The following is a 3,352-nucleotide window of genomic DNA, read 5'->3' as shown; positions in this document are numbered from 1 at the left end:
GGCGCGCTTCCGGGGGGCGGGATGATGATGGCCAGCGAGACCTGCGCGCTGGACATCAACCACGCCCGCTACGTGCGCGACGTGGAGCCGGGCGAGCTCATCCGCATCCGCGGCGGCGAGATCGAGCAGGTGACGCGGCTTCCCAGGTTCGTGGCGGAGCCGCAGCCGTGCATCTTCGAGCTGGTGTACTTTGCCCGGCCCGACACCAAGCTGTGGGGCTACACGGTGGACCGCGCCCGCCGCGCCTTTGGCCGGCGGCTGGCGGAGGAGCGTCCCGCGCCGGGCGACATCGTGATCTCCGTGCCCGACAGCGCCAACAGCGCCGCCGTGGGCTACGCGGAGCGCAGCGGCATTCCGTTCGAGCTGGGGCTCATCCGCAACCACTACGTGGGCCGCACGTTCATCACGCCCACGCAGACGGGGCGCGACTTCAAGGTGCGGATGAAGTTCAGCCCCGTGCGCGAGGTGCTGGAGGGCAAGCGGGTGGTGGTGGTGGACGACTCGCTGGTGCGCGGGACCACGAGCCGGGCGCTGGTGGCCATGCTGCGCGAGGCGGGGGCGTCGCAGGTGCACTTTCGCCTGGCGTCGCCGCCGGTGCGGTGGCCGTGCTTCTACGGCATCGACATGCCCACGCGGCAGGAGCTCATCGCCAGCGACAAGAGCGTGGACGAGATCTGCGAGTACCTTGGCGTGGACTCGCTGGGCTACCTGTCGCCCGAGGGGATGATCGACAGCGTGCGCGAGAACGGCGAGACGTACTGCACGGCCTGCTTTACGGGCGACTACCGCGCGCCGCTGGTCGACGCGCAGGAGGGCCTGGCCATGAGCTCGCACTGCTGACCGGGCGGATTTCATCGGCAGACCGGCATCGGCAGATTGGCATCGGCGGATCGCGGATCGGTGGCGAGACGGGCTCGGGCGGATGGGGCCGGCACCCAGCCCCGGCGATTGAAATCGCGGCACCGAACACGTGATGTCGGCCTTCGCCGACGGGTCCGTCCCGGGCGAGTGCCGTGCGTTGAGCGAATTCCGCGCGGGACGGCATCGAGCCCGTGCCGCGATGCAATTCTCCCCTCTCCGCGAGGAACGAGCAGGGAGGGGCCGGGGGAGGGGCGGGTTGCCGCCGGCGCGATCCCTCCACCCGCGACCGCAGTTCTCCCCCTCCCCCGCGAAGCGGGGGAGGGGGGTCGGGGGGAGGGGGCCCTCGCCCGTACGGCGAACCATCCTCCGCGCACGAGCTCCGTTCACGCGTCCTCGGGACGGAACCCGCCTCGCGCGAGGAAATCCCCCACAGCGCGTCCGCCATCGGCCGACTTGCCGTGACGCCGCGGAACGTGCAATCTGCCGGACACCCGCCGGATCACCCGGCGCTGACGACAATCGACTTTCGTTTTCGGTCGCTGACCTGACCTCGCGCCCGACCCCAAGGAGTGGCTCGATGAAGTATCGCACCTATCCCGGCACCGACATCCGCGCCTCGGAAGTCGGCTTTGGCCTGTGGACGCTCGCCGCCGGCTGGTGGGGCGAGTTCACGGACGAGCAGGCCATCGCCATGCTGCACCGCGCCCACGACATGGGCATCACCCTGTTCGACAGCGGCGACACCTACGGCAACGGCCGCGCGGACGAGATCCTGGGCAAGGCGTTCGCCGGGCGGCGCGACAAGGTCACCATCACCACCAAGATCGGCTACGACTGGTACAACCACCGCGACGCCCGCCGCGGCCAGCAGGAGATCCCGCACAGCGCCGACCCCGCCTTCATCCGCATGGCCGTGGAAGAGTCGCTCACGCGGATGGGCACGGACGTCATCGACATCGTCAGCTACCACAACACCAAGGAAGAGCACGTCCCCGACGACGCCATCTGGGAGACGCTGCAGCGCCTGCAGGACGAGGGAAAGATCCGCGCGTGGGGCGGCGCCCTGGGCCCGTCCAACGGCTACCTGTTCGAGGGGCTGGACCTGATCCGCAAGCGCGGCGTTCGCAACCTGCAGCTCATCAACAACGTGCTGGAGCCCTTTCCCGGGCAGATCCTGACGGAAGCGGCCGAGCAGTCGGGCGTGACGGGGATCCAGGTGCGCGTGACGCACTCGTCGGGGATGCTGGAGGGCAAGTACACCGAGGACACCGAGTTCGCCAAGAACGACCACCGCCGGCACCGCCCGCGCTCGTGGCTCACCAACGGCCTGCAGAAGCTCGAGGCCCTGCGCTGGCTGCACGAGGGCCGCGGGATGACCATCGGCCAGGCGGCGCTCAAGTGGCTGCTGGCCTCGCCCGTGGTGATGACGACCCTGCCCAACATCTACAACCTGGAGCAGCTGGAGGAGTTCGCGGCCGCCAGCGACCTGCCGGACCTCACGGCGGAGGACCTGGCGAAGGTGGCGGAGCTGCAGCGCTCGAACTTTGGCGTGCACGAGGACCACATGCGCTACAAGGGCACCATGGTACGCGACGGCGAGCCCCTGGGCCCCGTGTACCGCTACGCCGACGACGGCTTCCCCGGCGCGCCCCAGGCGATGGAGACGGCCGCCGCGGACTGAGCGCGGAACCCCCAACTGCATTCTCACGCAGAGGGAGCAGAGGAAGCAGAGTACCCCGGTACTCTGCTTCTTTTGCATCCTGCCCCGGTGCCCGCATCATCCCGGGCCGGGGAACGGCGTTCTCACACGGGGCCTGCGGCCAACGGAGTCAACGGTAACGGCAACGGAGGGGTGGCTGCATCGTGGACTCGCGGCGTGTAGATTGTCGCCATCCGCTTCACGTTTCATCCACACCGGAGAGTTCCACGAATGCACCCGCGCATGCAGGAGCTGCTGAGCTTCATCGACGAGCAGTACGCCGCACTCCGCGCCGCGGCGGACGCGGTCCCCGAGGCCGACCGCGAGCGGCAGCCGGAACCCGGGCGCTGGTCCGTGGCGCAGGTGGTGGAGCACGTCTCGCGCGTGGAAGGGCTCGTGGGGCACCTGATCGGGCAGAAGATCGCCGAGGCGCGCGCCAGCGGCGTGGGGCCGGAGACGGAGACCAGCTCCATCATCCGCGAGGAGGACCTGGCGAAGCTCACCGACCGCTCGTACACGCGGCAGGCGCCCGAGCGCGCGCACCCCTCGCCCGACGTGCGCTATGGGGACGCGTGGGCGCTGCTGGACGCCGCGCACGCAGCCGCCCGCGAGGCGCTGGCCTCCGGGGAGGGGCTGGCGCTGGAGACAGTGGAGCTTCCCCACCCCGCGCTGGGCACGCTGAACGTCTACCAGTGGGGCGTGGCCATCGGCGGGCACGAGGCGCGGCACGCGGCGCAGATCCGGGAGTGCGCGGCCACTGTCGCGGACGCGGCGTAAAAAAGATTTCTCACG

Annotated in this window: 3 protein-coding genes; all 3 read left to right on the top strand. The window is 70.2% G+C overall.

Going from position 1 to position 3,352, the window contains the following annotated elements; all coding sequences use genetic code 11:
• The coding region (locus VFZ20_RS29645; RefSeq protein ID WP_329687579.1) for an amidophosphoribosyltransferase at positions 1–840 on the top strand (840 nt) is incomplete at its 5' end.
• A 598-nt stretch (positions 841–1,438) separates the two neighbouring features.
• Entirely contained in the window at positions 1,439–2,542 is a 1,104-nt protein-coding gene (locus VFZ20_RS29640) for an aldo/keto reductase (protein ID WP_329687578.1), read from the top strand.
• Positions 2,543–2,791: 249 nt separating this feature from the next.
• Positions 2,792–3,337 carry a DinB family protein gene (locus VFZ20_RS29635; protein ID WP_329687577.1) on the top strand — a complete coding sequence of 182 codons (546 nt, stop codon included), beginning with the start codon at positions 2,792–2,794 and terminating at the stop codon, positions 3,335–3,337.
• Positions 3,338–3,352 lie beyond the last annotated feature (15 nt).

Origin of the sequence: Longimicrobium sp. (genome assembly GCF_036280135.1) — a bacterium.
GTDB lineage: Bacteria > Gemmatimonadota > Gemmatimonadetes > Longimicrobiales > Longimicrobiaceae > Longimicrobium.
The sequence above is the reverse complement of the archived record's forward strand: the minus strand, read 5'-3'. Positions and strand labels throughout refer to the sequence as shown.

Coding starts and splice junctions, on each gene's coding strand:
- VFZ20_RS29635 (WP_329687577.1), top strand. CDS start 2,792: ATGCACCCGCGCATGCAGGAGCTGCTGAGCTTCATCGACGAGCAGTAC.
- VFZ20_RS29640 (WP_329687578.1), top strand. CDS start 1,439: ATGAAGTATCGCACCTATCCCGGCACCGACATCCGCGCCTCGGAAGTC.